This is a genomic window from Corynebacterium aurimucosum ATCC 700975, assembly GCF_000022905.1.
GTDB lineage: Bacteria > Actinomycetota > Actinomycetes > Mycobacteriales > Mycobacteriaceae > Corynebacterium > Corynebacterium aurimucosum_F.
Genome location: NC_012590.1, coordinates 2,360,360 through 2,385,324 on the forward strand (window position 1 = coordinate 2,360,360; position 24,965 = coordinate 2,385,324).

Consider the following 24,965-nt stretch of genomic DNA (forward strand, 5'->3'; position numbering starts at 1 on the left):
AAGTGATAGAACTAACAATATCACTTTAGTTGTGACGCGAAATGAACAGTCGGGTTGCTACCCCCTCCCACTGGGACGATTCGCACCAGACCACTCGCGAAGGAGTTTTCAATGACCAACCCCCCGCACCGCGTAGCCATCCTCGGCGGCAACCGCATTCCCTTTGCTCGCTCCAATACGCAGTACGCTCACGCGTCCAACCAAGACATGCTCACCAGTGCGCTCGACGGCCTCGTGGCACGCTACGGGCTGCACGACGAACGCCTCGGCCTCGTCGCCGCCGGCGCTGTGCTCAAGCACTCCCGCGATTTCAACCTCACCCGCGAATCCGTACTCGGCTCTGCCCTCGACTCCACGACTCCAGCTATTGACGTTCAGCAGGCCTGCTGCACCTCCCTGGCGGCAGCCATCCACGTCGGCGATGCCATCGCCCAAGGTCGCATCTCCGCCGGCATCGCAGGAGGCACGGACACCACCTCAGACGCCCCGCTGGCCGTCAATGACACCCTGCGCCGCACATTGCTAAACCTCACCCGCGCCAAGACCGCCGCGCAGCGCGCTCAGCTCGTCGGCTCCATACGCCCGTCGCAGCTAGCCCCGGAACAGCCGCAGAATGGCGAACCTCGCACCGGGCTCTCCATGGGTGATCACGCCGCCATCACCGCCCGCGAGATGAACGTCAGCCGCGAAGCCCAGGACGAGCTGGCACTCGCCTCCCACCAGAACCTCCACAAGGCCTGGGAGGAGGGCTTCTTCGATGACCTCACCACCGGCTTCCTCGGTGTCAATCGCGATACCAACCTGCGCCCGGACTCTTCCCTAGAGTCCCTAGCCAAACTCAAAGCGGTCTTTGGTAAGCGCGACGCCGAGCAGCACGGCGCGCAGGCCACGATGACTGCAGGCAACTCCACGCCGCTGACCGACGGCGCCTCCGTCGCCCTCCTCAGCTCTGAAGAGTGGGCGGTCGAGCACAACATCGAACCCCGCGCCTTCCTGCTGGATTCCGAGACCGCGGCAGTCGACTTTGTCCACGGCCCCGATGGGCTTCTCATGGCCCCCACCTACGCAGTCCCTCGCCTCCTGGAGCGCAACAATCTGAGCCTCCAAGATTTCGATTTCTACGAGATCCACGAGGCCTTCGCCTCCCAGGTACTCGCCACCCTGTCCGCATGGGAAGACGAAACCTACTGCCGCGAACGCCTGGGCCTGCAGTCTGCACTCGGCTCCATCGACCGCGCCAAGCTCAACGTCAAGGGCTCTTCCCTAGCTGCCGGCCACCCCTTCGCCGCCACCGGCACCCGCATCCTCGCCACCACCGCCAAGATTCTTGAGGAAAACGGCGGCGGACGCGCCCTCATTTCCATCTGCGCCGCCGGCGGCCAGGGTGTCGCAGCCATCGTCGAGCGTTAAGCACCGCCCTCTCAGAAAGGACCCCACAATGGCACTCACCAAGTCTTCTTCAGACAAGAAACCCGTCTCCCCGGAGCTCAACAACCAGGCCACCACCGATGCACCCAAGGCAGAGGCCCGCAGCCCGCACCGCCTGCCCACCACTCCCAAGCTGTCCGTCGCCGCCGAACTTGCCGCGCTTCTCGACGGCCCCCACGCCGCCTTCCGCCAGGAACTGCGCACCTTCCTCAATGACCCGGAGCTCTTCCCGAAGGCCGACCTGTCCATGGCAGAGCAGCGCCAGCACACCTTTGAAAACCTCTCCAAGGTTCGCGATTTCGGCGGATTCAACCACGGTCTGCGCAGCGCACACGGCGGTGCCGGCAAGCCGAACCTCTCCACCTTCACTCTGGAGGGCCTGGCCTGGGTTGATGGCTCGCTGGCCATCAAGTCCGGTGTGCAGTGGGGCCTGTGGGGTGGCGCGCTAGATCAGCTGGGCACCGAGCGCCACCTCGACTGGATCAACAAGGCCGCCAGCCTGGAGCTTCCGGGCTGTTTCGCCATGACCGAGCGCGGCCACGGCTCCGATGTGCAATCCCTCGAGACCACCGCCACCTTCGACCCGGAGACCGATGAGTTCATCATCAACACCCCCTCCGATTCCGCGGTGAAGAATTACATCGGCAACGCCGCCAAGGACGGCCGCGCCGCAGTCGTCTTCACCCAGCTCATCACCCCGGATAGCGACGGCCGCTCCCACGGCGTCCACGCCATCATCGTCCCTATCCGCGATGAAAATGGCAACGAGCTACCAGGCGTCACCCTGGGCGATCATGGCCACAAGGGCGGTTTGGTGGGCGTCGATAACGGCACCCTGCGCTTCGACAACGTCCGCGTGCCGCGCGAGAACCTACTAAACCGCTTCGCCGATGTCGATGAGAAGGGTAAGTACTCCTCCCCCATCGAGTCCAAGAATGCCCGCTTCTTCACCATGCTAGGCACGCTTATCCGCGGCCGCATCGGTGTATCCGGCGCAGCGGGCGCGGCCACCGAGGCCTCGCTGGACATCGCCATCCGCTATGCCAACCGCCGCCGCCAGTTCGAAGGTGCAACCGGCGCGGAAAAGCGCCTCATCGAGCACCGCCAGCACCGTCGCCGCCTGCTCATTCCGCTGGCCCGTACTTACGCACTGCACCTGCTCTACAACCAGATTCTGGAGCGCTACCAGGAACAGAATGACCAGCAGGAGTCCGGCGCCTGGTCCGTCACGGAACCGACCGAGGAGCAGAAGTTCGCCTCCCGCGAGATGGAGTCTCTGGCCGCAGCCATCAAGACTGCGCAGACCCAGCACGCTACCCGCACCATTCAGGAATGCCGCGAGGCCTGCGGCGGCGCCGGCTATATGTCAGAAAACCGCCTGACCACCTACCGCGCCGATTCTGATGTCTTCGCAACCTTCGAGGGCGATAACACGGTGCTCATTCAGATGGTGGGGAAGAACCTGCTCACCGCTTATGGTCGTGCGATGAATGACATGAGCCCGTGGGACACCGTGAAGTACGCAGCCACCACCGCCACCGATGTGGTTCGCCGCCGCTATGGTTTCACCACCCGTCTGCAAAGCCTGGTGGACCGCGTGAATCCCTCTGAGGCTTCGCTTTTCGACGCCACCTACCAGGCCAAGCTGATCGACGACCGCGCCCAGTCCATCCTCTTCTCCCTCGTGCGCCGCATCCAGCCGGCCCGCAAGGCCGATAAGGTGCAGGCCGCTGCCATCGTGGACCAGTGCCAGGATCACCTCATCGCCGCCGGCTGGGCCCGCGTGGATACCTTGTTGGTCCAGGCCATGATTGAGGCAGAAGAGCGCCTTGAGGAAGGCTCGCTGGCACGCCAGGTTTTTGAGCAGCTGCGCCACCTCTTCGTCTTCGACACCTTGGTTCAGCACGCGGGCTGGTACCAGGAGCACAACCTCATCCCGGCTGGCCGCATCAAGGCTGCCCGCGCCGCCATCAACGACCTTGTTGATTCGCTGGCACCGTGGTCCATCGTTCTCGTGGATGCCTTCGGCGTCCCGCCTGAGGTACACAACATCCCGATGCTCACCGAGGCTGGTGTAGATCCGCTCCACATCTAGTCACGCCTAGTCACGCCACGCATCTCGAGGGCACTTCCGCCACCTGGCGGGGTGCCCTCCCTGTTTTCAGTCACGCACAGTATCACGCATTTACCATCCACAAGCATGACTACGTCACACGCCATGTTCTCCAGTTCCTTCCCACCCTCCGATGACCTCTTAGTCTCCGGTACCCTCCGCAACGACATCTCGCTTCATCTGTGCCACGGCCATTCACGCCAGGACATTCACAACGACTTCATTGAGCTTCTCGACGATCCTTCCGAGTGGACGACAGTGCGCACGGATCCTTTCCCAGAAGACTTCGATGCCATCATCGACGAAGTTGCCGCTGAGTACTCACAGAAGGTCACAGAGAAGTCCGCAGACGCACAGCGCCTCGACGCCCTTCGGGATGAACTGCGACAGCGCAACCTAGCTTTCAGCTTTGACGAGGGGTGGGACGCCTCCGACGGCGCTGAATGCGGCGCCGAAAAGGCGGAAGAAGACGATGCCGCAGGATATGTTTATTGCCACATGCAAGATATCGACAGGCTGATCCACACCGGAGACCTCTTCTTTGGTTTCGGCACCATGAAAACCGATGCCGAGCTCAGCACACCAGCAAGCGTTGGCGAGCAACTCGTCGAAGCGCTGCGCGCTGTTGGTTTCAACCCCACGTGGGATGGCAACCCTAACGCACGCGTGCTGTGCCAAGGCCTAGTCGTCGAATTCCCCCTCGCGGACGATCTCACCAGCTCCGAATAGGCACCGTCCATAGCGCCCTTCAAGCTATCTCCCCCTCACATTCGGCTAGCCCGCAACAACCATCCAAATGGCTACCATGTGCACCACCGCCGCGGCAATCGTCGCGGTGTGGAAGTGTTCGTGGTAGCCATACCAGCGTGCGTTGCGCCCTGGCCACTTGAAGCCGTACATCAACGCACCCACTGAATAGACCACGCCGCCGGCAAAGAGAAGCCACACCACGGCCGGCCCCGCGGACTGCCACAGGTTTGGCAGCAGAGGCAGGATGAGCCATCCCAGCACCAGGTAGACCACCACGTCCAGCCAGCGCGGGTGATTAATCCACACCAAGTTCAAGACAACCCCCATGATGGCGCCCACCCAAGCAGCAGTCAGCATCCACAGCGCCTGGGTCGGCTCTAGAACGATGGCACACAGCGGCGTGTACGTCGCGGCAATAAAGACGGAAATGGTGGCATGGTCCGCCCGGCGCCACCACTGCACCGCCCGCATGGTCACCCACGGCCAGCGGTGGTACAGCGCCGAGACTGTAAAGAGGCCAACCACGCCGACGCCGTAGACCGTCACCGCGAGCCCCTGCCACCACGGCAGCGTCATCCACGCAAAGGTAATCAATACCGTCGATGCGATCAGGGAGGCGATGGCCGCAAAGAAGTGCCCCCAGCCGCGCGTTAATGGGCGCGGGCCGCGGTCCGCCATCCAGTACGTGCGCTGGATGAGCTGCTCTATCGTGCTATTTTCCTGCACAGAGCCTGATTCAACTGGAAATTCTTGCGGGGACGATTTTTGAGCACTGGGTGCGTTCATAGTGGGGGCCTTGCCTTGCCTGAGATGCGGGTCGTGCGCATAACGCATTCACTCCCAAAACTTACGTACCCGTAACTATACGGCCGAGCATTGTGGCAGACAAGGGTGGAGCGAAAGTTTCCTCCAGTTTTTCTTCCGATATTTGCAGTTCGAGGGCGCTGACGCCGTAAACTACCCACATTATGCTTTCCTTTGTCTCACGTTCTCGCCGCGCCGCGGCGCTGGTCGCAGCTGCCATGGTGGCACTGGGGACGGCGTCGGCAAGCATCGGCTCCGCCTCCGCCCAGTCCAGCACCATCGGTGAGGTTTCCTCGCGCGTGACCAACCCGCAGCCCTGGCTCGGCGACAAGGCCTTCATTACCGCAAAGCGTCACATGGGCGGCAACCACTGGGTGGTGGACGTCTGGTCCCCGGCCAATCATGCGGTGATTTCTAATAACGTCCTGCTCCCCGAGGGCGATAAGCCGCGCCCCTCCTTCTACCTGCTGCCCGGCGTGGAGGGCGGCCAGGCCGGCATGAACTGGATGACACACTCCGATATCCGCCACTGGGCCGTGGGCAAGAACGTCAACGTGGTGATGCCGCTCGGCGGCGCCTACTCTCTCTACACCGATTGGAATGCCGAGGATCCTATCCTGGGTGTCAACAAGTGGAACACCTACATGACCGCTGAGTTGCCCCCGCTGATCGACGCCGAGTTCCACGGCACCGGCCGCGACGCCATCGGCGGCATTTCCTCCACCGGCGGCGCTGCACTCGACATCGCCGGCCACGCCCCACAGCGCTACAAGGCCGCGGCTTCCTACTCCGGCTGCCCGGTACGCTCCGGCGCGATTGGATTCCCCACTTCCACCGCGATGATCGCCTACGGCGGCGGCTCATCCTTCAACGCCTGGGGCCTGCCGGGCTCCCCGCAGTGGTTCGAGCACGACCCCAACGCCAACCCCGGACGCCTGCGCGACGTCGAGGTCTTCGTAGGCTCGGCCTCCGGCACCCCGGGCCCCATCGATGGCACCAACAGCCCCGCCCAGTTGCTCGGCCCCCGCGCGGTAGAGATGGTGGCCAACCAGTGCTCGGAGGAATTCACCCGCAACGCCCGCAACGCCGGGGTGCGAGTGAACCGTTACTTCAGCCCCCAGGGTTCGCACACCTTCAACCTTTTCTCTCACCAGATGAAGCTGAGCTGGGACCAGACCATCGCCCGCACTATCGGCGCTTAGGACAGAGACAGGAAGAGTTTTTCCATCTTCTCAGCGTCGATACCGTCTGCACCTTCCTCGCGATAACACTGTTTTAGCCCGGTAGCGATGATGGAATATCCCGCACGATCAATCGCCTTCGCGGCCGCGGCCAACTGCGTGATAGCGGATTCACATTCTTCTCCCGCTTCTAGCATGCGGATCACCGCATCAATTTGGCCGCGCGCCCGCTTCAAGCGAGTAATCGAGGGCTTAACTTCCTGCGGATCAAGGTTCATTATTCCTCCTGTCCATTCACCCATGTCAGGTAGCCGCCATCCAAGTTAGCAACGTCATAGCCCAAGTTATTCAATAACCTCGTTGCGTTATGACCACGCAATCCTACTTGGCAGTGCACGATGACATCTTCGTGATTGGCAATCTCACCATGGCGCTCGCGCAGCTCATCCAGAGGGATGTTCACCGCACCAGGGATGGCACCGGCAGCAAACTCTTGCGGGCTACGCACATCGACGAGCAATGCTCCGGAGTCCAAGCGCCCCTGAAGTTCATGCCATTGCACCGTACATTCTCCGCGCGCAATGTTGTCATTGATAAAGCCCGCAAAGTTGATGGGGTCCTTAGCTGAGCCAAACTGCGGCGCATACGCCAGCTCCAGATCAGCCAAGTCGGTGGCACTCAAGCCCGCTCGCATGGCGGTGGCAATGACGTCGATGCGCTTGTCCACGCCTTCCTCACCCACAATTTGCGCGCCCAAGATCGCGTCATTTTCGGCATCGACGACGAGCTTCATGTGCAGTTGTGCCGCACCGGGGTAATAGCCCGCATGATTGGCCGGATGCAGGTGAATCACTCGTACATTCTTACCTTCCGCCCGTGCGCGGCGTTCATTCCACCCTGTGGCCGCCGCAGCTAGTCCAAAAAGCCCCACAATCGCGGTACCCAGCACCGGCAATGACGCGGTCTCTCGGCCCGTAATGACATCCGCCACAAGACGACCATGACGGTTAGCAGTCTGCGCTAGCGGAACGAGGGAGTCTGCACCACTGTGAAAATCTTTCTTCGTGGCGGCGTCGCCGAGAGCGAAAATGTGGGGATCACTGGTGCGCTGTTGGGCGTCGACGACAATGCCACCACGTTCCGATATCTCTAACCCTGCAGCTTGTGCCAGCTCACTAGCCGGGCGCACACCGATTGCAGCGATGACGATGTCCGCCTCGAGCTCCTGCCCGTCCTGCAGCACCACTCTAGTTTCGGAGATTTCCGTAGCTTGCGCGTTGGTGAGAACCCTCACTCCGTTGGCGCGCACGTGCTTGGCGACGATTCCCGCCATCTCCACATCTAACGGCCCCATAATCTGTGGCGCTGCTTCCACGAGGGTGACTTCGAGGCCACGGTGGTGAAGGTTTTCCGCCATCTCTAGACCAATGAAGCCACCGCCAATGATCACAGCTTTCTTCTTGTCTTCAACGGCGGCAGCAATCCTGTCGACATCTTCAACGGTGCGCAGCGTAAACGCGCACTCGATCCCTGCGATGGGTGGAAGGAAGGGCGTGGCGCCGGGCGAAAGGACAAGCTCGTCGTACCTGATCACTTCGCCGGCTTCGGTAGCAACAGTCTTGGCGTCACGGTCAATGCTTACCACCCGGGTGTTGACGCGGACGTCTAGGTTGAATCGCTGCTTGAGCGCTTCCGGAGTCTGGAGCAACAGCGAGGAGCGCTTCGGGATTACGCCGCCCACATAGTAGGGCAAGCCACAGTTTGCAAAGGAAACGTGGCCAGAGGCCTCAAGGATAATGATGGTGCGGTGTTCGTCGTTACGGCGCAGGCGTGTAGCGGTGGACATACCACCGGCAACACCGCCGATAATCACCGTGGTGGGGATGTGGGACATGGTTGGATTCTCCGTAATCGTTGGGTGGGTGGGCCTGCACCACAGGCCCTAGTCAGGGGTGGAACAAGACAAGCGCTGGGGTCTACCCAAAAAGCCGGGCAAATAGGCCCTTAGCCGGCTTTTCCTGGCCGGCTTTATCAGAACTACAGGTGCGCCACTGACCGGCCGGAACCTTGGCCTTGACCTCAGCAACGTGGTTCCCACACCCTGCCCAGGTGGTCTTTCCGCAGTTTTTACATTTCACAGCACGGCACATGCCGGTCCTCCTTCATTTCACCATATACCCCCTAGGGTATCGCGGACACAGGAAGGAATATACCCCCTGGGGTATGCTACGTCAAGAAGCCCCTCAGTTTCCATAACCGCCCGCCCTAAAACCAGAAAAGCCCAGCCGAAGCTGGGCTTTTCTTCTAGAGGCTGCGGGACAAGCAGCGTGAGTGGGGTCTACTCCACCACGGAGTTGGCCCCCACCGCGTGGCCGAAGAGGTCCGGCAGGGTCGCCGCCCAGGCCTCACGAAGCTCGGAGACAGCGATGGACTCACCGCCGAGCTCCAGCTCACCGTTGTCGGTGGTCTGGCCGATGACGACGGCCGGCACACCGCACTCCTCAGCGCGGTGCAGCAGCATGTCGACGCGGTCAGCGGTCGTTGCCACGAGCACGCGGGAGGCGGACTCGGAGAAGGCAGCCACCTGACTTAGGTCATGGGTGGGTGAGTAACGTCACTCTTGACACTGTTACCTGTTGGTTTTCGTCGGTGGGGAGGAATTTTTCCGCACTAAGTGGGTAGTGCCGGGGGTGTTCAGTAGTCTGATTTTTGTGAGTCCTTATATTCGCACCGTCAAGACCGCTTCTGGGGCGATGGCGGTGCAGGTGGTGTTCTCTGAACGCAAAGGTGCCAAAAGGATGAAGCATATCGGCTCAGCGCATTCAGAGTCTGAGCTTGCGCTTTTGCGGGCTGAAGCTCAACGCATCGTCGATGGTGACCAACTCGCATTGGACTTCGGCGAGGTAGAACACATCCCACCGGCAACGGGCAGCGTTTGCCACCCGCTGCCGGTAGTCGGTCAGCGGGCCGGATACTTGCTGGACTGTATTGATGCGTGTTTCAACGAGTTAGGTCTTGCTGTAGCAAGCGGTGATGATCAGGTGTTTCGGGATCTGGTGCGTGCCCGGATTATCAATCCCGGCTCAAAGCTGGATTCCATCGAGACTCTTGCCGAGGTTGGCATCACCAGCGCAAGCTACCGCACCATCCAGAGGCGTCTTTCCTCCTTCGCTACCGAATCGTTCGGGGAGATACTAACCCAAGCGTTGGCCCATCATGCAGGTATCGGGCCAGGCGCATTCATCTTGTACGACGTGACCACCTTGTACTTTGAAACCGATACTCCTGATGAGCTTCGCAAACCTGGTTTTTCCAAAGAGCGCCGCCTCGAGCCACAAATCCTTGTCGGGCTGCTTACTGATGCCACTGGTTTTCCACTACATGTTGGAGCGTTTGCCGGAAACTCGGCAGAAACCCACACGATGCTACCGATGATCACACGGTTCCAAGAGGCCTACCAACTCGATGAAGTCACCGTCGTTGCTGATGCAGGCATGTTCTCCGCAGCGAACAAACAAGCATTGATAGATGCAGGGCTGCACTACATCTTGTCGGTGAAAACCCCCACCGTGCCTGAGGTGATCGAAACCTGGCGGCGGGAAAACCCCGGTGACGACTACACCCACGGCCAGATCTGGACACAAGCCTCGGCAAGCGATGGGCGCAAACACACAACCCCGAATACGGTGACCCACTTCCAGTACTCCCATGATCGGGCTAGGCGCAGCCTGCGCGGAATCAAAGAGCAAGTCGCAAAAGCCAAACGCGCTGTTGACGGCGATATCGCAATCAAGCGCAACCGCTATATCGATCTTTCCGCCCCAAACAAGAAGGTCAACTACGCTCTTGCTGCCAAACACCGAGCCCTAGCCGGAATTAAAGGCTATGAAACCGACCTGACCGCTCTCCCCGCTAGTGAGGTTATCGGGCATTACCGCAGGCTGTTCAACATTGAAAAGTCGTTTCGGATGTCGAAATCAGACCTGAAAGCACGCCCAATCTACGCCAGGAAACAAGACTCGATCACTGCACATCTCCATATTGTGATGGCAGCACTAGCCGTGGCCCACCTGATGGAGACCCGCAGTGGTCAATCCATCAAACGCCTCGTGAGAACACTCAAGAAATACCGCAGCTTTCAACTCGTCGTTGGCGGCGAAACCATTCACGCCGCCGTACCACTCCCGCCCGACCTCACCGCCACCATCCAAGCAATCACCGGCCGCGAACTTCCGCACTAAATTGGCCTAAGTCAGGTTTTACATTTCACAGCACGGCACATGCCGGTCCTCCTTCATTTCACCATATACCCCCTAGGGTATCGCGGACACAGGAAGGAATATACCCCCTGGGGTATGCTACGTCAAGAAGCCCCTCAGTTTCCATAACCGCCCGCCCTAAAACCAGAAAAGCCCAGCCGAAGCTGGGCTTTTCTTCTAGAGGCTGCGGGACAAGCAGCGTGAGTGGGGTCTACTCCACCACGGAGTTGGCCCCCACCGCGTGGCCGAAGAGGTCCGGCAGGGTCGCCGCCCAGGCCTCACGAAGCTCGGAGACAGCGATGGACTCACCGCCGAGCTCCAGCTCACCGTTGTCGGTGGTCTGGCCGATGACGACGGCCGGCACACCGCACTCCTCAGCGCGGTGCAGCAGCATGTCGACGCGGTCAGCGGTCGTTGCCACGAGCACGCGGGAGGCGGACTCGGAGAAGGCAGCCACGAAGGCGTCCTCATGGACCTTGGACAGATCCAGGTTCAGCCCCACGCCGCTGCGCTTGGCCATCTCGAATGCGGTGACGGCGAGGCCGCCTTCGGAGAGGTCGTGAGCAGCAGTGACGCCTTCGTTGCCCACGAAGAAGTCAGCGAGGCGCTGCTCGTTGGCCAGGTCCACCTGCGGGGGCAGACCATTCAAACCATTCTCCGACTCATTTCCTTGCTCACGAGCGCTGACCTGCTGCCAGATGGAGCCGCCAAATTCATCCTTGGTCTCACCCAGCAGCACGAGTACCTCCGGCTCCTCCACGAGACCAAGCTCGTTGCCGATGGACTTGTGGACGTCGTCGATAACACCCAGGACGCCCACGACGGGCGTCGGCAAGATCGGCTCCTCGCCGGTCTGGTTGTAGAAGGAGACGTTGCCGCCGGAGACCGGGATGCCGAGTTCCACGGCGCCGTCGGCAAGCCCATGCACGGACTCGCGGAACTGCCACATCACGTCCGGGTTTTCCGGGGAGCCGTAGTTGAGGCAGTTGGTAATGGCCACCGGGCGGGCACCGGTGACGGCGACGTTGCGGTAGGCCTCCGCCAGCGCCAGGCGGGTGCCCATGTTCGGGTCCAGCTTGGTGTAGCGACCAGAGGCATCGGCCGATACCGCGATACCGCGGCCGGTCTCCTCGTCGATGCGCAGCACACCAGCGTTCGCGTGGTGGGACTGCACGGTGTTGCCGCGCACGTAGCGGTCATATTGCTCGGTGATGAAATCACGGGAGCACAGCGCCGGAGAAGCCACGAGCTTCTTCAGCGCCACGGTGAGGTCCTGCTTCTCCACACCCTTGAACTCCTGCAGCGCATCCTGCCACTCCGGGCGGGCATAGGGGCGGTCGTAGACCGGAGCCTCGTCCGCGATGGTGCCGGCCGGGGCATCCACGACGACCTCGCCCTGGTGGCGGATGATGAGGTGCTTGCCAGTGGTGACCTCACCGATCTCAGCGCAGGTGACATCCCAATGCGCGCAGATCTCCTTGAACTTCTCCACGTTCTCCGGGGTCACCACGGCACACATGCGCTCCTGGGACTCGGAGGCGAGGATCTCTGCGGCGGTCATGTCCTTGGCGCGCAGCGGGACGTTGTCCAGGTTGATCTCCATGCCGCCATCGCCGGCGGCGGCCAGCTCGGAGGTCGCGCAGGCCAAGCCCGCGCCACCCAGGTCCTGGATGCCAACCACGATGCCGGACTTGTACAGCTCCAGGCAGCACTCGATGAGGACCTTCTCCGCGAACGGGTCACCCACCTGAACGGCCGGCAGCTTGCGCTCCGCGCCGTCCTCGAAGGTGTCAGAGGCCAACACGGACACGCCTCCGATGCCATCGAGACCGGTGCGCGAGCCGAAGAGCATGACCTTGTTGCCGGTACCGGAGGCGAAGGCCAGCTTGAGGTCATCCACCTTCAGCGTGCCCACGCACAGCGCGTTGACCAGTGGGTTTCCGGAATAAGACTCATCAAAAACAGTTTCGCCGCCAATGTTGGGCAGGCCCAAGCAGTTGCCGTAGTGCGAAATACCGCCGACCACGCCAGGCAAAACGCGCTTGGTGTCGGGGGCATCAGCCGGGCCGAAGCGCAGCTGGTCCATCACGGCAATCGGACGAGCGCCCATCGCCATGATGTCGCGGACGATGCCGCCGACGCCCGTGGCCGCACCCTGGTGCGGCTCCACGTAGGACGGGTGGTTGTGGGACTCCACGCGGAAGGTCACCGCGTTGCCGTCTCCGATATCCACCACGCCGGCGTTCTCACCGATGCCCGCGAGGATCTTGGAGCCCATTTCCTCGGTCATGGTTTCGCCGAAGTAGCGAAGGTGCGTCTTGGAGGACTTGTAGGAGCAGTGCTCCGACCACATCACCGAGTACATGGTCAGCTCAGCGTCGGTGGGGCGGCGGCCCAAGATTTCGCGGATGTGCGCGTATTCATCATCCTTCAGACCCAATTCCCGGTAGGGCTGCTCCAGCTCAGGCTGCGCGGCCGCCTGCTCGACGGTGTCGTTGTGTACGGTCATTGTTTCTCCTTATAACCGTCGGCGCGGGTTAAGCGACGACCTTGAGGGCGGACACAAACAAACCCAGACCGTCGGTGGACGGGCCGGTGAGAAGATCGATGGCATGCTCCGGGTGCGGCATGAGCCCCACCACGTTGCCGGCCTCGTTGGTGATACCGGCGATGCCATTGATGGAGCCATTGAAGTTATCGGTATAGCGGAAGACCACGCGGCCCTCGCCCTCCAAGCGCTCCACGGTCTCCGCATCCGCCTGGAACCGGCCCTCGCCGTGCTTCGCCGGAATCAGGATCCGCTGACCCTGCTCAAACTCGCTGGTCCAGGAGGTCTGTGCGTTCGCCACCTCGAGGTAGGTATCCACACAGTGGAAATGCAGGCCTTGGTTGCGAGTCAGGGCGCCGGGCAGCAGGCCGGCCTCTGTCAGAATCTGGAAGCCGTTGCAGATGCCGAGCACCGGCATGCCCTTATTCGCTGCTTCCACTACCGCGCGCATCACCGGGGCCAGCGCAGAGATAGCGCCGGAGCGCAGGTAGTCACCGTAGGAAAAGCCACCGGGTACAACGACGGCGTCCACTCCTCGCAGGTCCTCATCTGCATGCCACAGGGACACGACGTCGGCGCCGGCGGTGCGGGCGGCGCGGGCCGCGTCGACGTCGTCAAGCGTGCCAGGGAAGGTAATAACGCCGATCTTCATTACTGGATGACCTCGTAATCCTCGATCACGGTGTTGGCCAGCAGGGTGGAAGCCACCTTCTCGAGTTGCTCGGCGCTGACCGAATCATCAACTTCAATCTCAAAGCGCTTGCCCTGGCGCACGTCGCTGACACCAGCAACCCCCAGGCGGCCCAGCGCGCGGACGACGGCCTGACCTTGCGGGTCCAAAATCTCGGCCTTGGGCATGACATTGACAACTACACGAGCCATGAAAATTTTGCCTTACTGTGCGTGAGTATAGGTGCCCCGCCAGTCTATCCCGCCGGCGAGAAAGATTCGGAATCTTTGGGGGTGATGAATTCAAACCAAACGGTTGAAGAATTCTTGGGGAATCCCACCTTAACCCCCAGCTCACCTAGTGCGCTCCGGTATCACTCGGTGCGAAACCCGGGTAGAACGAGATGCATTGTCCTGTTCTCACCTATCCAAGGAACCTCTCATGCATCTCACACACATTGGCTCACTCGCCATCGCTGCTCTTGTCTCTACCTGTATCGTCGCACCTCAGGCCAGTGCGGCGGCGGACGGCTCCAACGCCGTTATCTCTGAGGTCTACGGTGGCGGCGGCAACAAGGGGGCGGCGTTTACTAACGATTTCATTGAGCTTTATAACCCCACCTCCGCTGACCTCAACCTCACTGGCTGGTCCGTGGAGTACCTATCCGCTTCTGGCAACTCAGGCGGAAAGCACGAGCTATCCGGCTCCCTCCCGGCTGGGGGCTACTTCCTCATCCAGGAAGGTGGCGGCGACACCGGGGAGCCGCTTCCTTCCCCTGATGCAGAGGGGAACCTGAACCTGTCCGGCTCCAAAGGATCGGTGAAGCTTTACGACGCCTCCGGGGCCGAGGTGGACCTCGTGGGGTACGGAGAGGCGTCGCTCAGCGAGGGCTCCCCCACCAAAGCCTTGAACAACTCCACCTCCGCCCAGCGCGACGCCGAGGGCACCGATACCGACGACAACTCCGCGGACTTCTCTGCGGCTGCGCCAACCCCGAAGTCGGGCGGTAGCGCAGCCCCGCAACCGGACCCCACCCCGACCGAGCCAGGCGCGACCGTCACCATCCCGGAGATCCAGGGCACCGGCGCGGAGTCCCCGCTCAAGGGCCAGAACGTCACTACCCAAGGCGTTGTCACCGCGGTGTGGCAGGGCGAGAAATCCCTCAACGGCTTCACCATCCAGACGCCGGGCACGGGAAAGACCGCGCCGACCGAGGCCTCCGAGGCCGTCTTCGTCTACACCGGTGGAACCGGCTTCTACCCAGAAATTGGGGATTCCGTCGAGGTCACCGGCACCGTTGATGAGTACTTTGGGCAGACCCAGATTGCCCTGAGCGCCGGCTCCACGCTTGACGACGCCCTCTCCCCCGTCACCCCGCTGGCCCTCGAGGCCCTGCCGGAAGGCGATGAGGAGCGGGAGAAGCTCGAGTCCATGCTGCTCAAGCCTGGCGTGCACACCGTGACCGACAATTACGGTCTCAACCGCTACGGCGAGCTGGGCCTGGCACCGGGCACCGAGGCTCTGCGTCAGCCCACCGACATCGTCTCCCCGGGCACCCAAGAGCAAAAGGACATGGAGGCTGCTAACGCGGCGAAGTACGTCATTTTGGACGACGGCTCCACGCGCGACTTCTCCCGTGATGGCGCCTCGACGAAGCTGCCCTACATCATGCAGAACGGCTCGGAGGTCAAGACCATCCGCACCACCAACCAGGTGGAGTTCGCGGACTCCGGCGTCATCCTGGGCTACGGTCACGAGCAGTGGCGCTTCCAACCCACCGCGATGATTACCGGTGACTCTGCCGCCGCGGACCTGCCGATTACGTGGGACCCGGCCCGTCCGGAGGCCCCGCAGGTGGACGGCGATTACACCGTCGCGGCGTTTAACGTGCTGAACTTCTTCATCAACCTGGGCGAAGACAACGGCGCGAAATCCTACAAGGACCGCTTTGGCAACGGCGTGGGCTCCGATAGCGGGACCTTCCGCGGTGCGTGGTCCGAGTCCGCGTTCAATGACCAGAAGGGCAAGATCCTCACCGCGCTGGAGGGCCTTGATGCCGATGTCATTGGCCTGTCTGAGATCGAGAACGCCGCGAATACCGTGGGTGGCTCCTACGATGACGCCGTGAAGTACCTCGTGGGTGAGCTCAACTCCCGCGCGGGTTCTGAGAAGTGGGATTACGTCAAGGCCCCGGCGAACGCGTCAGCCGATACGGACGTCATCCGCACCGCGATCATCTACAAGAAGGACCGCGTTAAGCCGGTGGGTGAGGCTACTCTGCTTGAGGACGCCCGCTTCAAGGGCACCGCCCGCACCCCGCTCGCCGCTGAATTCCAGCCCGTTTCCGATAGGTGCGCTGCTGAAGGCCCTGATTCCTTCGTGGTGGTGACCAACCATTTCAAGTCCAAGGGCTCTGTGGCGAACGGTGATGCGGATACCGGCGACGGCCAAGGCAACAACCCGAACGTGCGCAATGCTCACGCCCAGGCCGTCCTCGACGGGCTGGCCAAGCAGCCGCAGTGGCAGGAGAAGGCCACCTTCGTCATGGGCGACCTGAACGCCTACTCCAAGGAAGATGCCATCTCTGTCTTCCGCAACGCCGGCTACACCATCCCGGTGGAAGAGCTCAATGCGCAAGAGGACTGGCAGGACGTGGCCTCCTACCAGTTCTCCGGTCGCCTCGGCTCTCTCGACCACATCCTGGCTAACGAGCATGTCGACGCCCAGGCAGCCCAAACATGGAACATCAACTCCAACGAGCCAATCGCTATGGAATACTCCCGCCGCAACTACACCGGCGGCGACGTCTTTGAGGCTGATAACCCCTACCGCTCCTCCGACCACGACCCGGTCAAGGTGGGCTTTAACCTTGCGACGGTGAAACGTTCTGCGGACGAGCTCAAGGATTGCGAGAACCCCGAAGAGCCGGACCCCTCGGAGGAGCCGGCTCCGTCGGAGGACCCGGAGCCGTCTGACGATGACGACAAGGATGTCAACAAGCCCACTCACAGTTCCGGTTCTTCTGCCAGCGAGCGCTGCCTCCCTACTGTCCTCGGTCTCGCCATCCCCGCAGCCCTTGCCATTCCGCTGGCTTTCTTGGGGGTTGCCAACACGCAGTTCAACATCCCAGGCTTCGAGCCTGTCCGGAAACAGATTGAGTCGATGACCCGCGACATCCCGCGCGAAGCTCAGTCCGCTGCCGGTGGCCTCGGCCTGCTAGCTGTGCTTGGCATCATCGGCGCGGCCTGCGCCCCGACCGAGTCTAAGTAAAGCGCTCTGCTGAGCGCATTTGTTCAGTCGCGTTAAGCCCCTCGTGAGAGGGGCTTTTCTCAGGCCAGTTCCTCCTCTACCTGCATTCCCTCTAACCAGGAATTTTGTCTCTCCGGTTGCGGGGTGCATAGACCTGTTTTAGTCTCTGTGCCCATGGGGGATATCGAAACCTACATCCACCTACGCAACTCGGGGATAGCGCTGGTGGAACATATACCTGGCACACCCGATGAGCTCCGCGCGCTCGGAGCGGATACCACCGATGCTGCCGAGCTTTCACACCTACATCAGGTGTATTTCGGGCCGACCCGCTATACAGGTAAACAACGCAAAGCCCGCCACGCAGCCCTTCAACAACGCCACAGCCTGGGCACCCTCACACTCATCGAAACCTACACATCCAAGGTGAAAAAGACCCTGGATGCCTGGAACCTCCGAGCAAAACTCGCCGCCACCCCCGCACACCGCATCCGCCAGGTCGCCACCGCACGACTTAAAGAACTCACACGCAAAAGAACCGCCAAGCCCGGTGTGCGTATCACCTACCGCACGCAAGGCCCCAACACGCTTTCCATAACCGATGATGCCACCACGATTGCCAACATGCGCGGCGTCTTAGAATCCACCAACAACACCGACCTCCTAAAGGCCGCCAACGACATCTTCTTCAACAAAGCCTCCGGTACGAAGCCTGCGGTGCGCACCCAAGTCATCGTCACCCTCAACGAGCTAGACCAGATTATTAACGGCGACGGGGATGACATCGAACTCAACCTCACCAACGGCGCGCGCATGACAGGCGCAGAATTCTTAACCCACAAGTTCGCCGAAATAGGCTACGCCACCCTCGTCCACCCCCTCGACGGGCCCATCAACACCTGGCGACTATCACGTGGAGCAAACCTCAACCAACGCCTTAGCCTGCACGCCGAATCCCACACCTGCTCACGTCCTGGGTGTAATAAACCAGCTGATTACTGCCAAGTCCATCACCTTATCCCCTGGCAGGCAGGTGGCTACACCAACATCAACAACCTGACCTTCCTGTGTGCCTACCACAACGGCATTAATGATGATGACCCTTTAAGACCTACCGGACGCGGCTACATGTACCGACTCAACACAGGGGTCAGCTTCATCCCACCCTGGGGCACACCAATCACCGCAATGCCCGAATACCAAGAAGCACTAGCCAGACTCAACGCTGAGCGGGAAACAGCCACAAAGACACAGGCCACAGCCCAAGGATCTGCAACAACACCGGGCACAGCACCACAACCACCAGACCCACCACCCGACAGCAGCTAACACCCACAACCACCACACACAGCAGAAACAGAAAGGAAAACGCCGACCACCTGCGACAACACCGTCGCCCCTGATAGAGGAACCCGTCAGTCAAAGCCATGCTGACGGGCACATCGGCGATCCCTGACCAGGATTCAGGTGCTGCCCACTGGAGGAGAGGTTAAGCCCTTAAAGAACGAGACCCGCCAACCGAAAGATGGTTGACGGGAACATCGGCGATCCTGGAGGGCGCGCCTCCCTAGCTATACAGGCCTAACAGACACCGGATAAGCGGATGCCTAGACGTGTCGTGGGGATGCGAACAGGGACGGCTAGCGCGGTGCGAAGACGGAATAGTCGGCGGGGCTAGCGCCTGCTTCGATGGCGCGCTCGGCGGCCTTGAGGAAATCAGCAACTACCTTGCGGTCATCGAGGTTGCGGCCGGAAATCGATAGGCGCACGGTGTTGCCGCGCTGCGCGGAGCGCTCCGCGGCGCGAATAATGTTACGGCGCCACCACTTTGCCGAACCGAAGCCCTCGCCAAAGGACAGATTGCGGGCTTGGTGGAGCTCGCCTGTGCGCAGGTCGTGGATGCCACGGGTGGAGGCGGCAAAGTCGAAATCAAACTCGGGAAGGACTTCTAGTGTTCCCTCCGACATGCGCCAGCGCGGTGGTGCAAAAATGGTCGGCTCAAAGCCGATTCTGGCCATCTGCCGCGTCGCCCCCTTGAGACGCAGACGTGCCTCGTGCGCATCCAAGTTGGCGAATTCCGCACGGCGACCCTGGACCGCTTGATCAAAGCCATTGAGAATCAGCACTCGGCCCGATTCGGCCTGCTCGCGAAGCCAGGATTGCGTCGCCGCGTCTTTAGCTAGGTGCCAATTGCCGTCGATGTGCGGCGCCACCAGCAAAGAGACAGGAACACCAGCTTTATCGAACTGCTTGAGCAGATCGGAGGCTTGGCTTCGGGTGTCGTCGAAGATACTGGAAATCGAAACCAGAAGGTGGCCATGCATAAGGAAAATTATCGCACAGCCACCGTCCCGGCGCGCGCTGAGAGGGATGCAGCACTCCCCCACATGGGCGGCCCAGGACGCTGTGCGGCTCATTAACCACACAGCGCAAGCGGGGATCCTAAGACTCAGCACCCGTGGCCTGGTTAATCAGCCACGCATACTCGAATGCCGCCTGCCGCCACTTGGCGTAGCGTCCGGACACACCACCATGGCCGGCGGCCATCTCCGTCTTGAGGAGGAATTCGCCGCCGGTGGCGACGTCGCGAAGCTTGGCTACCCACTTCGCCGGCTCCACGTAGAGGACACGGGTGTCATTGAGCGAGGTCAGCGCCAGAATATTCGGATACTTTTGCGGTGCGATGTTTTCATACGGCGAATATGAGGCCATGTAGTCATAGACCTCAGGGTCGTGGTAGGGGTCGCCCCATTCTTCCCACTCCACCACCGTGAGCGGCAGCTCTGGCATAAGGATGGAGGTCAGCGGGTCCACGAAGGGCACGTTGGCCTCGATGGCCTTGAACCTATCCGGCGCCATGTTCGCCACCGCACCCATGAGCAGGCCACCGGCCGAGCCGCCCTCCGCCACCAGCTGCGAAGGCGTGGTCGCCCGACGCGCGATGAGGTCATCGGCAACCGCGATGAAGTCAGTAAACGTGTTCTTCTTCGCCAGCATCTTGCCGTCGTCATACCACTTGCGGCCCATCTCACCGCCGCCGCGCACGTGCGCCATGGCAAAAATCATGCCGCGGTCCATAAGAGACAAACGGAAGACCGAGAAATACGGGTCCATATTCGCCTCATAGGAGCCGTAGCCATAAAGCAGCGTCGGGTTCGGTTGTGTGCGGTCCAAGTCCGCGCGGTGCACGATGGACACCGGCACCTCCGTCCCGTCCGGAGCCTTAGACCACACGCGGTAGGCCACGTACTCATCCTTGTCATAGCCGCCTGGGACTTCCTGCTCCTTGAGCAGCGTGTACTCCCCAGTGGCCACGCGGTAGTCGAAGAGCTGGGCCGGCTGGATGAAGGAGGTATAGCTCACGCGCAGCACCGGCGCATCCCACTCCGGATTGCCGGCCACGCCAACGGTGTAGAGCTCCTCGTTGAAGTGGAGCTCGCTTAACGACGTCCACCCCTCCCGCACGTCCATCACCGCCGCACGACCGATGCCGCCGCGGCGATAGCCCACGACGATCTGGTCGCGGTAACAATCCACGCCCTCGATGCGCACGGAGTCATCATGCGGCATGAGCACGGTCAGGTCACGCAAAGAAGGCAGCTCATCAGCAACCGGGCAATACCCCAAGGCAAAGTTGGGGCCGGTGGCGTTGTGCGTGACCACCCAGTAGTCGGTTCCTGCCACCACGGCGTGGTCGACGTCGTAGTCCACGCCCGTTTCGCGCTCCCAGAGGCAGCGGAACTCCCCCTCCGGATTATCCTGCTCGAGCACCCACGCCTCATTCGTCGTCTTCGAGCCGGAGACAATCATGATGTACTTCTCGCTGCGGGTCGTGCCCACGCCGATGCCGAAGCGCGAATCCTCCTCGCGCATGACCACGACGTCCTCCGACTGCGGGGTGCCCACGCGGTGGCGCCACACGGTGTCCGGCCGCCATGCGTCATCCACGGTGGTGTAGAAGATGAATTCCTCCCCAACCCATGTCGCACCGTAGAAGATGCCTTCCAGGCGGTCCTCCAACAGCTCGCCCGTGCGCAAGTCCTTGATGAAAAGCTCAAAGCGCTCATCGCCGGCCACGTCGACCGAATAGGCCAACAAGTCACCGGAATCACTCACCGAAGAAGCACCCAAGGCAAAGAAGTCGTGGCCTTCAGCGAGCGCGTTGACGTCGAGAAGCACCTGCTCCCCGTCGGGAGCGCCTTCCTCCGGAATGGTCGGCGGCGTCCACGGATCAGAGCCTTCCGACACCGGAATGCGGCAGCTGTAACCGTACTCCTTCCCCTCCTCGGTGCGGCCGTAGTACCAGTACTTGCCGCGGCGCTGGGGCACGGACATGTCCGTCTGCTTGATGCGGGACTTGACCTCGGTAAAAATGTTCTCCGTCAGGGTGTCCAGATGTGCGGTGCGCTCCTTGGTGTAGGCGTTTTCCGCCTCCAGGTACTCGCGGGTTTCCGGCGCCTCCTTCGCGCGCAGCCACTCGTAGTTATCAACGAAGCTGCGGCCGTGAAACTCACGCGTCACCGGGCGCTTAGCAGCAATCGGTGCGTTCATTCAGCCTCCTTAAAAAGTGGTTCCGGACAGGCGTTCAAAGGCCTCAACATAACGCGCGCGGGTGGCCTGGACAACGTCGTCTGGCAGGCGCGGCGGCGTGGACTCCTTGTCCCAGCCGGAGTTGGTGAGCCAATCGCGTACGTACTGCTTATCAAAGGAAGGCTGGACCTTGCCTTCCTCATACGTATCGGCCGGCCAGTAGCGCGAGGAGTCTGGGGTGAGGACTTCATCGGCCAAGACCAAGGTGCCGTGCTTATCGACGCCAAACTCGAACTTCGTATCCGCCAAAATAATGCCCTTCTCCTCCGCCAACGCGGCGGCTTCGGCATAGATGCGCAGGGTGGCCTCGCGCAGCTCCTCGGCGCGCTCGCGGCCGAGCTTGTCCACGACAACGTCGAAGGAGACGTTCTCATCGTGGTCGCCCTGCTCGGCCTTGGTGGCTGGGGTGAAGATGGGCTCGGGCAGGCGGGAGGCCTCGGTGAGCCCCTCGGGCAGCTCGACGCCGCACACGCTGCCGGATGCCTGGTATTCCTTCAGCCCGGAGCCGGTGAGATAGCCGCGGGCGACACACTCGAAGGGCAGCATGTCGAGCTTCTGCACCACCATGGCACGGCCGAGTACCTCTTCGGGAATGCGCTCATCGTCGAGAGGCCCGGCGAGGTGGTTAGGGAAAACAATGACATCGAAGAAGAACTTTGAGGTCGCCGTGAGCACGCGGCCTTTATCCGGAATGGCGGGCTCAAGGGCGTGGTCATAGGCGGAAATACGGTCGGAGACCACCATGAGCAGGGTGCTGTCGTCGATTTCGTAGATATCGCGCACCTTGCCGGAGGCGATGTGGGCATAGGAAGAAAGTTCTGGACGCATGACATACATCCTAGACCCGTCTAGACTGCTTCAAGATACATCCCAAGCTTGAGGAGTTAAGCCCGTGCACTCTCGCATGATCTCCCTTTTGACCTCCGCCGCGCTGGTGGGCGGCGCCCTCAGCGTGCCGGCGGCGCAGGCTGCCGATATCTCCGTGCGCGAATCTGACCACGGCCAGTGGTTGTGCACGATGTCGGCCTCGGCCACGGATCGCGAACTAGCCCGCGATGTCCGCGAGGGCTACATCAACACCATTCGCGAAACCTCGAAGCAGATTCAAGCGCAATTCCCGAAGCTGGACTTCTCCGCGTACACCTCGCGCGATATCAGCAAGGCGCCGGGCTACGCGGCGACGGTGGCCGCGCTGGGCAAAGCCGGCTACACGGGCGCGGATATGGTCATCATCATGGTCGGTGCATCCGCCCCGGAAGATCTGGTGGAGGATGAATCGGTGCTGCTACCGAAGGACGCCGAGTACTCCATCAATGCGGCGAAGTCCCAGGCTGAGAAGGAACGAGCGCCACTGCTGTCCACCGGTAGCGATTTCAGCCCCAAGCTGCGCGCCGCTCTGGCAGAAAACCAGGCGCAGGAAAAGGAAGCAGTCGATGCCTTCAACGCAGCGCAGATGCAGTCTTTCGCTGAGTGCGTGGAGGAGCTGCGCAGCCGCGGTGCACAAGAGGGCATCCAGCCGGTGCCGGAACTGCCCATTTCGGGCAAGACGACGCAGCAGCAAACCTCGTCCACGGGTGCTGCGGTCCTCGGCATCATGGCGGTGCTCACCGCGCTGATGCTCGGCGGTTATTTCACCGCCAACGGCAAGTCCCTCGGCGGCTTCGAGCTGCCGGTGCTGCGCATCCCCGGGATGGTCTAAGAGCTAGTGCAGGGTTGCCCGTGGCCGTGGGGGAAAGACGTTTCGATCAAATAAGGGCCAGAAAATTGAAGATCTGGGGCCTTATTTGATCGAAACGTACTTGGACCGGGCCAGCGCGGTACGTTTTCGTAAATAGCGTCCCGAAAACTCGTCTTTGAGAGGGCTTGTCTGCGAAACGTGCCACCAAGGGTGAAACTAGAGGATTTCGCCCGGAGTGTAGGCCGCGGCCTTCGGGTGCTGGTCGACAATCGCCTTGATGCGGCCCAGAATCTGGCTCACCTGCGATTCGGCAGCACCGATGAAGGCGTGCTTGTCCGACAGCGCGGCCTCGAGGGCGGCGGCATCGAGCGGCAGGCGCTCGTCGGCAGCCAGGCGCTCAATGAGGTCCTGCTCCCCGCCATTCTCACGCATGTTGAGAGCCACGGCTACGGCATTTTCCTTGATGACCTCGTGCGCGGTCTCACGGCCCACGCCCGCGCGGACCGCCGCCATGAGGATGCGGGTGGTGGCGAGGAAGGGCAGGTAGCGCTCCAGCTCACGGTCGATCATCGCCGGGAAGGCACCGAATTCTGCCAGCACGGTGAGGAAGGTTTCAAACATGCCGTCAATGGCAAAGAAAGCATCCGGCAGTGCCACACGGCGCACCACCGAGCAGAAGACGTCGCCCTCGTTCCACTGCTGGCCAGACAGATCCGCCACCATCGTCAGGTAACCGCGCAGAATGACCTGGAAGCCGCACACGCGCTCGCAGGAGCGGGCGTTCATCTTGTGCGGCATCGCGGAGGAGCCGACCTGGCCTTCCTTGAATCCTTCAGTCACGGTCTCGTTGCCGGCCATCAGGCGGATGGTCGTGGCCAGCGAGGAGGGCGCAGCACCCAGTTCAACGAGCGCAGACACAGCGTCGAAGTCGAGGGAGCGCGGGTAAACCTGGCCCACCGAGTTGAATACGCGGGAGAAGCCCAGGTGATCCGCAATGCGCGTCTCCAGCGCGGCAAGCTTGTCCTCGGAGCCTCCCATGAGGTCGAGCATGTCCTGCGAGGTGCCCATCGGGCCCTTGATGCCGCGCAGCGGGTAGCGGCTCAACAGGGATTCCACGCGCTCGATGCCGAGCAGGAGCTCGTCGGCAGCCGAGGCGAAGCGCTTGCCCAAGGTCGTCGCCTGCGCAGCAACGTTGTGGGAGCGGCCTGCCATCACCAGCGTCTGGTACTGCGCGGCGTGCTCACCAATGCGCGAGACCACCGCGATGGCCTTATTGCGCACCAGCTCCAAGGAACGCAGAATCTGCAGCTGCTCGACGTTTTCCGTCAGGTCGCGCGAGGTCATTCCCTTGTGGATGTGCTCGCAGCCGGCCAGGGCGTTGAATTCCTCGATGCGTGCCTTGACGTCGTGACGCGTGACGCGCTCACGCTGGGCAATCGAGGCAAGGTCCACGTTCTCAACCTGCGCCTCATAGGCGGCGATGGCTTGGGCGGGAATATCGACGCCGAGATCCTTCTGCGCCTTCATCACCGCGATCCACAGCTGGCGCTCCAGAATGATCTTGTGTTCTGGGGACCAGATTTCAGCCATCTCTGGGGAGGCGTATCGAGCGGACAGGACGTTGGAAATGTTCTTCTTTTCAGCCACGTCGCTCATTATTCCACGCCTCGCCCCAAAGGAGGCATTATCAGCGGA

19 protein-coding genes are annotated in these 24,965 nt (G+C 61.6%); 8 read left to right on the forward strand and 11 right to left on the reverse strand.

Annotated features, from left to right (window positions below; all coding sequences use genetic code 11):
- The first annotated feature begins 111 nt into the window (after positions 1-111).
- The 3 genes from CAURI_RS11390 to CAURI_RS11400 all read left to right on the forward strand — a co-directional run bounded on the left by CAURI_RS11390 (position 112) and on the right by CAURI_RS11400 (position 4,270).
- Positions 112-1,410 (forward strand): acetyl-CoA C-acetyltransferase, encoded by a 1,299-nt coding sequence (locus CAURI_RS11390; RefSeq protein WP_010188980.1) that lies wholly within the window; start codon positions 112-114, stop codon positions 1,408-1,410.
- A gap of 28 nt (positions 1,411-1,438) precedes the next feature.
- Entirely contained in the window at positions 1,439-3,523 is a 2,085-nt protein-coding gene (locus CAURI_RS11395) for an acyl-CoA dehydrogenase family protein (protein ID WP_010188978.1), read from the forward strand.
- 105 nt (positions 3,524-3,628) lie between these two features.
- The gene (locus tag CAURI_RS11400; protein ID WP_012715293.1) at positions 3,629-4,270 is read left to right on the forward strand and encodes a DUF6891 domain-containing protein; all 642 of its coding nucleotides are present in this window, start codon (positions 3,629-3,631) and stop codon (positions 4,268-4,270) included.
- 45 nt (positions 4,271-4,315) lie between these two features.
- Here CAURI_RS11400 and trhA read toward each other — a convergent pair whose 3' ends face one another.
- Positions 4,316-4,969 carry a PAQR family membrane homeostasis protein TrhA gene (trhA, locus tag CAURI_RS11405; protein WP_236660870.1) on the reverse strand — a complete coding sequence of 218 codons (654 nt, stop codon included), beginning with the start codon at positions 4,967-4,969 and terminating at the stop codon, positions 4,316-4,318.
- 290 nt (positions 4,970-5,259) lie between these two features.
- Between trhA and CAURI_RS11410 the strand changes: the two genes are divergently transcribed.
- Positions 5,260-6,297, forward strand: coding sequence for an alpha/beta hydrolase (locus CAURI_RS11410; RefSeq protein WP_010188968.1), 1,038 nt, complete (start codon positions 5,260-5,262; stop codon positions 6,295-6,297).
- On the opposite strand, the gene CAURI_RS11415 is transcribed toward CAURI_RS11410, so the two are convergent.
- The 3 genes from CAURI_RS11415 to CAURI_RS11425 form a co-directional block, all read right to left on the reverse strand.
- Positions 6,294-6,554 (reverse strand): metal-sensitive transcriptional regulator, encoded by a 261-nt coding sequence (locus tag CAURI_RS11415; RefSeq protein WP_010188967.1) that lies wholly within the window; start codon positions 6,552-6,554, stop codon positions 6,294-6,296. The genes CAURI_RS11410 and CAURI_RS11415 overlap by 4 nt on opposite strands.
- Positions 6,554-8,170 (reverse strand): FAD-dependent oxidoreductase, encoded by a 1,617-nt coding sequence (locus CAURI_RS11420; RefSeq protein WP_010188966.1) that lies wholly within the window; start codon positions 8,168-8,170, stop codon positions 6,554-6,556. Before CAURI_RS11420 ends, CAURI_RS11415 begins: the two co-directional genes overlap by 1 nt.
- Positions 8,171-8,614: 444 nt before the next feature.
- On the reverse strand, positions 8,615-8,860 hold the full coding sequence (locus tag CAURI_RS11425) for a phosphoribosylformylglycinamidine synthase 2 (RefSeq protein ID WP_012715296.1): 246 nt from the start codon (positions 8,858-8,860) through the stop codon (positions 8,615-8,617).
- 127 nt (positions 8,861-8,987) lie between these two features.
- Here CAURI_RS11425 and CAURI_RS11430 point away from each other — a divergent pair, with 127 nt between their 5' ends.
- Positions 8,988-10,517 carry an IS1634 family transposase gene (locus CAURI_RS11430; RefSeq protein ID WP_041729718.1) on the forward strand — a complete coding sequence of 510 codons (1,530 nt, stop codon included), beginning with the start codon at positions 8,988-8,990 and terminating at the stop codon, positions 10,515-10,517.
- A gap of 229 nt (positions 10,518-10,746) precedes the next feature.
- On the opposite strand, the gene purL is transcribed toward CAURI_RS11430, so the two are convergent.
- Genes purL through purS form a run of 3 tightly spaced genes read right to left on the reverse strand, consistent with a single transcriptional unit; the run spans position 10,747 to position 13,965 of the window.
- Positions 10,747-13,044 (reverse strand): phosphoribosylformylglycinamidine synthase subunit PurL, encoded by a 2,298-nt coding sequence (purL, locus tag CAURI_RS11435; protein ID WP_012715298.1) that lies wholly within the window; start codon positions 13,042-13,044, stop codon positions 10,747-10,749.
- Between the two features lie 28 nt (positions 13,045-13,072).
- Positions 13,073-13,735: a phosphoribosylformylglycinamidine synthase subunit PurQ gene (gene purQ, locus CAURI_RS11440; RefSeq protein WP_010188961.1), complete on the reverse strand. Its 663-nt coding sequence runs from the start codon at positions 13,733-13,735 to the stop codon at positions 13,073-13,075.
- Positions 13,735-13,965, reverse strand: a complete 231-nt coding sequence (purS, locus tag CAURI_RS11445) for a phosphoribosylformylglycinamidine synthase subunit PurS (protein ID WP_010188960.1) — start codon at positions 13,963-13,965, stop codon at positions 13,735-13,737. Before purS ends, purQ begins: the two co-directional genes overlap by 1 nt.
- A gap of 229 nt (positions 13,966-14,194) precedes the next feature.
- Between purS and CAURI_RS11450 the strand changes: the two genes are divergently transcribed.
- A complete protein-coding gene (locus CAURI_RS11450) occupies positions 14,195-17,023 on the forward strand; it encodes an ExeM/NucH family extracellular endonuclease (protein WP_010188948.1) in 2,829 nt (942 codons plus the stop codon).
- Between the two features lie 153 nt (positions 17,024-17,176).
- On the forward strand, positions 17,177-18,331 hold the full coding sequence (locus tag CAURI_RS11455; protein ID WP_012715299.1) for an HNH endonuclease signature motif containing protein: 1,155 nt from the start codon (positions 17,177-17,179) through the stop codon (positions 18,329-18,331).
- 311 nt (positions 18,332-18,642) lie between these two features.
- Here CAURI_RS11455 and CAURI_RS11460 read toward each other — a convergent pair whose 3' ends face one another.
- The 3 genes from CAURI_RS11460 to CAURI_RS13860 all read right to left on the reverse strand — a co-directional run bounded on the left by CAURI_RS11460 (position 18,643) and on the right by CAURI_RS13860 (position 22,420).
- Positions 18,643-19,326: a DUF2334 domain-containing protein gene (locus CAURI_RS11460; protein WP_010188945.1), complete on the reverse strand. Its 684-nt coding sequence runs from the start codon at positions 19,324-19,326 to the stop codon at positions 18,643-18,645.
- A 118-nt stretch (positions 19,327-19,444) separates the two neighbouring features.
- A complete protein-coding gene (locus CAURI_RS11465) occupies positions 19,445-21,553 on the reverse strand; it encodes a S9 family peptidase (protein WP_010188944.1) in 2,109 nt (702 codons plus the stop codon).
- 9 nt (positions 21,554-21,562) lie between these two features.
- Positions 21,563-22,420 (reverse strand): phosphoribosylaminoimidazolesuccinocarboxamide synthase, encoded by an 858-nt coding sequence (locus tag CAURI_RS13860; protein WP_010188943.1) that lies wholly within the window; start codon positions 22,418-22,420, stop codon positions 21,563-21,565.
- 64 nt (positions 22,421-22,484) lie between these two features.
- Here CAURI_RS13860 and CAURI_RS11475 point away from each other — a divergent pair, with 64 nt between their 5' ends.
- Entirely contained in the window at positions 22,485-23,291 is an 807-nt protein-coding gene (locus tag CAURI_RS11475) for a hypothetical protein (protein WP_012715302.1), read from the forward strand.
- Positions 23,292-23,486: 195 nt separating this feature from the next.
- Here CAURI_RS11475 and purB read toward each other — a convergent pair whose 3' ends face one another.
- Positions 23,487-24,926 (reverse strand): adenylosuccinate lyase, encoded by a 1,440-nt coding sequence (purB, locus tag CAURI_RS11480; protein ID WP_010188929.1) that lies wholly within the window; start codon positions 24,924-24,926, stop codon positions 23,487-23,489.
- Positions 24,927-24,965 lie beyond the last annotated feature (39 nt).